This is a genomic window from Pollutimonas bauzanensis (assembly GCF_040393045.1).
GTDB classification, from domain to species: Bacteria; Pseudomonadota; Gammaproteobacteria; order Burkholderiales; family Burkholderiaceae_B; genus Pollutimonas; species Pollutimonas bauzanensis_A.
Map to the genome: position 1 here is coordinate 36070 of NZ_JBEBUX010000016.1, position 6252 is coordinate 42321.

The following is a 6252-nucleotide window of genomic DNA, read 5'->3' on the forward strand; positions in this document are numbered from 1 at the left end:
TTATTGTTGACAGTCTAATATGCTGTCTGGACACAACTCTATAACTCGTATGACCAACGTTTCTCTTGAACAAATTCAATCTCCGGCCGATTTGCGCCAGCTGGATCGGCGCGAACTCAAAGAGATCGCGGTGCAATTGCGCGAGTTTGTCCTGCAGTCCGTCTCGAAAACCGGCGGCCATCTGTCCTCGAATCTGGGTACGGTAGAACTCACTATTGCCTTGCACACGGTCTTTAATACGCCGGATGATCGTATCGTCTGGGATGTAGGGCACCAGTCCTATCCCCACAAAATACTTACCGGCCGTCGCGAAAGCATGGCTCATTTGCGTCAGAAGGGCGGCATTTCAGGGTTTCCGAAACGTAGCGAATCTGAATATGACGCATTCGGTACGGCCCATTCGTCGACTTCGATCTCGGCGATTTTGGGCATGGCCGTTGCGTCGCGCAATGCGGGGCTGGAACGTCGGCAGCACATTGCTGTTATCGGCGACGGCGCCATGACGGCCGGCATGGCCTTTGAGGCCTTGAATAATGCAGGCGTGACGCCGGACGTCAATGTCCTGGTTGTCCTTAACGACAACGATATGTCGATCTCGCCGCCTGTGGGGGCGCTGAACCATTATCTGGCGCGCCTGCTGTCGGGCGGATTTTATGCGGCTGCCAAGAACGTCGGAAGGGCTGTGTTGCAACATGTGCCCCCTGTGCTGGAACTGGCAAGACGTTTTGAAGGCCATGCTAAAGGCATGGTGTCGCCGGCCACCTTGTTCGAGGAATTGGGGTTCAATTATGTCGGTCCTATCGACGGCCACGATCTGGATGCCCTGATTCCCACACTCGAGAATCTGCGAGTGCTGGGTGGATTGCAGTTCCTGCATGTTGTGACCAAAAAGGGGCAGGGCTACAAGCTGGCCGAGGCAGACCCGGTTCTGTATCACGGCCCGGGTAAATTTGATCCCAGCATTGGCATTCAAAAACCCAAGGCGCCCGGTAAGCAAACTTTTACGCAGGTATTCGGGCGTTGGTTGTGCGATATGGCGCAGGCTGACAGTCGTCTGTTCGGCATTACGCCGGCTATGCGCGAAGGCAGCGGCATGGTCGAATTCGAGCAGCGCTTCCCCACGCGCTACGTTGATGCAGGTATTGCGGAACAGCATGCGGTCACGTTCGCAGCCGGCTTGGCATGCGAAGGCGAAAAACCAGTTGTGGCGATTTATTCCACCTTTCTGCAGCGCGGCTACGATCAATTGATCCACGATGTCGCTTTGCAGAACCTGGATGTGACTTTTGCGCTCGATAGGGCGGGCATCGTGGGCGCTGACGGCGCGACGCACGCCGGCAATTACGACATCGCTTTTTTGCGTTGCATTCCCAATATGGTCATCGCGACGCCGTCAGACGAAAATGAAACCCGCTTGCTATTGAGCTCCTGTTACCAACATCCTGGGCCTGCGTCGGTCAGGTATCCGCGTGGCGCGGGATGTGGCGCACAGGTTCACGACGGCCTGGATACCGTTGAAATTGGCAAGGGCGTGGTAAGGCGTCAGGGCCAGAAAATTGCCATTCTTGCTTTTGGAACGTTGCTGGGCGCAGCGCTTCAGGCGGCAGACGAATTCGACGCCACAGTGGTCGATATGCGCTTTGTCAAGCCGCTGGATGAGTCGTTGTTGACCAGCCTGGCGCAAAGCCATGACGGCTTTGTCACCATCGAAGACGCCGCCATCATGGGTGGCGCGGGCAGCGCGGTACTTGAATTCTTTTGCAAGCAGGCCATCGAGCGGCCTGTCCTTCAGTTGGGCTTGCCTGATCAGTTTGTCGATCATGGCGAACAGGCCGTTATCCTGAGCGAGTTGGGGCTGGATGCGTCAGGGCTGGCGGAGTCTATTCGGCATCGATTTGCGGCATTGCTGCCGCAGCGCTTCGCTACAATGGGGCGGCAAAGTACCTAATACCATTAGGGTTATAGGGTTATGTGCACGGGCTGTGCCGCATAATGAATAGTTGTTTGTGAACTGGCGTTCGTTTCGGCGGCCGCTTTATAGGTTTTTATCATGAATATTTTGATTGATTCTGCTGTTGCCATGCCTGACGTGCAGAGCAGCGTCGATACTCGCCATATTGTCATCGAGCGCGTTGGTGTGCGCGGTGTGCGCCACCCCATGCTGATCGCAGGCGCCGATGGTTCGGCCTTGCCCACAGTGGGCAACTGGGAACTTACGGTCGCGCTGCCAGCGCAAGAAAAGGGTACTCATATGTCCCGTTTTGTGGCGCTTCTCGAGCAGCACCGGCAAATTCCAACGACACCTGCGTTGTTTTGCGACATGGCGCAAGCCATGCTGGTGTTGCTGAACGCAGAAAAAGGCGATATTTGCGCGTCGTTTCCGTATTTCATGACAAAAGTCGCGCCGGTTTCCGGTGTGGCAAGCCTGATGGATTACGAGGTCAAATGGATTGCGCGAGTGCAGGGCGGCCAGTCCGAAGGCACGGCTCGCAAGTCGGAATTCGAGCTTTCGGTACTCGTTCCTGTGACCAGCCTGTGCCCATGCTCCAAGGCGATCTCCGAATATGGCGCCCATAACCAGCGGTCCCACATCACGGTAAACGCCGTATTCAACGACCCCTCAGACGTCGACGTTGACAGCTTGATTCGTACTATCGAGCAAGAAGCGTCCTGCGAATTGTGGGGCCTGCTCAAGCGCGGTGATGAAAAGTTTGTCACCGAACGCGCTTACGAAAATCCGAAATTTGTCGAAGACCTGGTTCGCGATGTAGCCGTCCAGCTTAAGAGTGTGGCCGGCGTGCAACGTTTTCGCATCGAGGCTGAAAATTTCGAATCCATTCATAATCACTCGGCCTACGCGGTAGTCGAAGGCTAGTCCCGGCTCGAGTGTAGCCAAGTCCACGTAAGTATTAATTGCTGCTTTCCCGGCAATAATGCTAGAATGCTTGGTTGTTGTTTCTTGCTCGACTTATTTTGCCTTGCAATAACGCTTCTTTGGTTAGCCTCTTGGGCGAAGCAAAAGCTGCGGTTGTTCTACGGGCGTCATAGGCGGGCTGTCCCTTTTAACTTTGCCGTTATTGGCTGGTTAAAAGATATCCACAAGGAGTGTAGTTTATGCGTCACTACGAAGTAGTGTTTATCGTGCATCCCGATCAAAGCGAGCAAGTGCCTGCCATGATCGAGCGCTATTCGGCTGTGGTTACCGGCAACGGTGGCCAAATTCATCGTCTTGAAGACTGGGGGCGCCGCCAACTGGCCTATCCTATCCAGAAACTGGTCAAGGCTCACTACGTTTGCTTCAACATCGAATGCGGCCAAACCGTACTCGACGAACTCGAGCACTCGTTCCGCTACAACGACGCCATTCTGCGTCATTTGCTCATCAAGACCAAGAAAGCGCAGACAGCGCCTTCCATCATGATGAAGTCGGTCGAGCGTGAAGAAGCCCGCAAGGCAAGCGCCGAAGTAGCTCCTGCAGCACAAGCGGAATAAGGGCCTGTGTCTCGAGCCAACGCGTGAATCAGCTTCATTTAACTGCCACAGCCCTTGAGGTCAAACCGTTAAGGTATACACCGGCAGGCATGCCAGCAGTCGAAATGATGTTGTCCCACGAGTCGGAAGTCCTGGAGGCCGGTCATATGCGCCGGATCGAAGTGGTACTTTCTGCCGTAGCTCTAGGAGACATCGCTTTGTTGTTAGCGGACACCCCTTTGGGTGCGTCTTTGTCGATAGAGGGGTTTATTGCCCCGGCGCGCAAAGGCTCAAACAAACTGGTCGTGCACATACAACAGGCAAATCGGGTTTTTTCCGGCGGCGCAAGCGCCGTTGTGTAGCAGTTATTCATGGTAAATGGTTGCGCAGGCGAATAAACGTCTGGCGCATGGAACATACAGCTTGGGCTCAGCCCAAACACTAAAGAGGCACATTATGGCTTTCTTCAAAAAAGGCAAAGAAAAACGTAAGTTCACGCAACAAAATCCGCTGTTCAAACGTCGCAAGTTCTGCCGTTTCACAGCCGCCAATGTTGACGAGATCGATTACAAAGACCTGGACACCCTGCGTGATTTCATCCAGGAAAACGGCAAGATCATTCCTGCCCGTTTAACCGGCACCAAGGCACACTACCAGCGTCAGCTGGACACAGCGATCAAGCGCTCGCGCTTCCTGGCTCTGTTGCCTTACACCGATAACCACAACTAATCCGGGGCCTATCGTCATGCAAGTTATTCTGCTCGAAAAAGTCGTCAATCTAGGTAACCTCGGCGAAGTCGTTCGTGTACGCGACGGTTATGCCCGCAACTTCCTGATTCCTCAACGCATTGCCCGCCGTGCTACTGAAACTGCTCTGAAAGAGTTCGAAGAGCGCCGCGCCGAACTGGAAAAAGTTCAGGCTGAAAAGCTGGCTGCTGCTCAAGCTACTGGCGAAAAGCTGGCTGGCATTACCGTTGTTATTTCGCAAAAGGCCGGTGTCGATGGCCGTTTGTTCGGTTCGGTAACCAGCATGGATATCGCAGCGGCCTTGGTCAAGGAAGGTTTTTCCACGGTCGAGAAAGCACAGGTTCGTTTGCCCGACGGCGCACTGAAAGCCGTTGGCGAGTTCCCTGTTGCTATTGCCCTGCACGCTGATGTAGTGGTCGATATCACGGTACGTGTACAAGGCGAAATGGCCTGATCAAGTATCAGCTACGTGGTACATTTCTCTGTTCTGAAATGTACTCATCGCCCGCATGAAGAAAAAGCCGGTGTATGCCGGCTTTTTCTATTTTTCCATCAGGTTTGTTCCGGAGCGTAGATTTGGACAGCAAGAAAAAAGACAGTGACCCGCAGTTGGACTATCTGCGAGTGCCTCCGCATTCGGTCGAGGCCGAACAGTCTGTACTGGGCGGCTTGTTGCTGGACAATTCTGCCTGGGACCGGATTACCGATGTTGTGAACGATGACGATTTCTATCGTTTCGATCATAAGATCATCTGGCAGCATATGTCCCGGCTTATCGGCCTGGCCAGACCCGCCGACGTGGTTACCGTTAATGAGTCGCTGGCCAGTGCCGGCAAGTCCGACGAAGTAGGCGGCCTGGCCTATTTGAACGCTTTGGCGCACAACACGCCTTCTGCGGCCAATATTCGCCGTTACGCGGAAATTGTTCGAGAGCGCTCGATGCTGCGTAAGCTGGTATCGGTGGCCGATGAAATTTCGGCGGCTGCGTTCAACCCTCAGGGGAAGGAAGCGCGGCAACTTCTGGACGAGGCCGAGTCCAGGGTGTTTCAAATTGCCCAGGAAGGTGCGCGCGGCACTACCGGATTCCAGGATATCCAGCCGCTGCTGACGCAGGTCGTCGAGCGTATCGACGAGCTCTATCATCGCGAGGGAAGCTCTGACATTACAGGGGTACCTACTGGCTTTACTGATCTTGACCGCATGACGTCGGGATTGCAGCCCGGCGATCTGGTCATTGTGGCTGGCCGTCCTTCCATGGGGAAAACATCGTTTTCCATGAATATCGGTGAGCACGTCGCCATAGAACAGGGTTTGCCCGTTGCCGTGTTTTCAATGGAAATGGGCGCCGTGCAACTTGCCATGCGTATGGTTGGTTCGGTGGGCCTGCTGGATCAGCATCGTATGCGTACAGGCAAGTTGACTGCGGATGATTGGCCCAAGTTGACGCATGCGGTTCAGCAAGTGCAGGAAGCGCAAGTCTACATTGACGAAACGCCTGCATTGTCATCTGTCGAGGTGCGCGCACGAGCGCGCCGTCTGTCGCGTCAATGCGGTCAGCTCGGTTTGATCATTATCGACTATATGCAGTTGATGTCGGCCAATTCCGCAGGCGAAAACCGGGCTACTGAAATTTCGGAAATCAGTCGTTCGTTGAAAGGTTTGGCTAAGGAATTGCAGTGTCCTTTGATTGCATTGTCGCAGTTGAACCGCAGTCTTGAGCAGCGTCCGAATAAGCGGCCCGTGATGAGCGATTTGCGAGAGTCTGGTGCTATTGAGCAGGATGCCGACTTGATTTTGTTTATTTATCGGGATGAGGTTTATAACCCTGATTCTCCCGATAAGGGGACGGCTGAAATTATCATTGGTAAGCAGCGTAACGGTCCGATTGGAAGCGTGCGTTTGACGTTCCAGGGGGCAAGTACGCGGTTCTTGAACTACACGGGGATGGGCGGCGGTACATTTTCTTCGGAGTAGCCTGGTTGTGCTTGTGTTGGTCTTGACGTGCTGATGCCAGCGTTATCTGTTTTTTATATC

Annotated in this window: 7 protein-coding genes; all 7 read left to right on the forward strand. The window is 54.1% G+C overall.

Translation table 11 applies throughout. The annotated features are described in order from the left end of the window. The first annotated feature begins 49 nt into the window (after window positions 1-49). The 7 genes from dxs (at window position 50) to ABWO67_RS04450 (ending at window position 6192) form a co-directional block, all read left to right on the forward strand. Entirely contained in the window at window positions 50-1948 is a 1899-nt protein-coding gene (gene dxs, locus ABWO67_RS04420) for a 1-deoxy-D-xylulose-5-phosphate synthase (RefSeq protein WP_353148074.1), read from the forward strand. A gap of 102 nt (window positions 1949-2050) precedes the next feature. Next, entirely contained in the window at window positions 2051-2875 is an 825-nt protein-coding gene (gene folE2 / locus ABWO67_RS04425; RefSeq protein ID WP_353148076.1) for a GTP cyclohydrolase FolE2, read from the forward strand. 239 nt (window positions 2876-3114) lie between these two features. Beyond that, the gene (gene rpsF, locus ABWO67_RS04430) at window positions 3115-3492 is read left to right on the forward strand and encodes a 30S ribosomal protein S6 (protein ID WP_353148078.1); all 378 of its coding nucleotides are present in this window, start codon (window positions 3115-3117) and stop codon (window positions 3490-3492) included. Between the two features lie 23 nt (window positions 3493-3515). Beyond that, window positions 3516-3833, forward strand: coding sequence for a primosomal replication protein N (priB, locus tag ABWO67_RS04435; protein ID WP_353148081.1), 318 nt, complete (start codon window positions 3516-3518; stop codon window positions 3831-3833). A 94-nt stretch (window positions 3834-3927) separates the two neighbouring features. Further along, window positions 3928-4200 (forward strand): 30S ribosomal protein S18, encoded by a 273-nt coding sequence (rpsR, locus tag ABWO67_RS04440; RefSeq protein WP_073108404.1) that lies wholly within the window; start codon window positions 3928-3930, stop codon window positions 4198-4200. Between the two features lie 16 nt (window positions 4201-4216). Beyond that, window positions 4217-4672 carry a 50S ribosomal protein L9 gene (gene rplI / locus ABWO67_RS04445; RefSeq protein ID WP_353148084.1) on the forward strand — a complete coding sequence of 152 codons (456 nt, stop codon included), beginning with the start codon at window positions 4217-4219 and terminating at the stop codon, window positions 4670-4672. Window positions 4673-4746: 74 nt separating this feature from the next. After that, a complete protein-coding gene (locus tag ABWO67_RS04450) occupies window positions 4747-6192 on the forward strand; it encodes a replicative DNA helicase (protein ID WP_502929963.1) in 1446 nt (481 codons plus the stop codon). Window positions 6193-6252 lie beyond the last annotated feature (60 nt).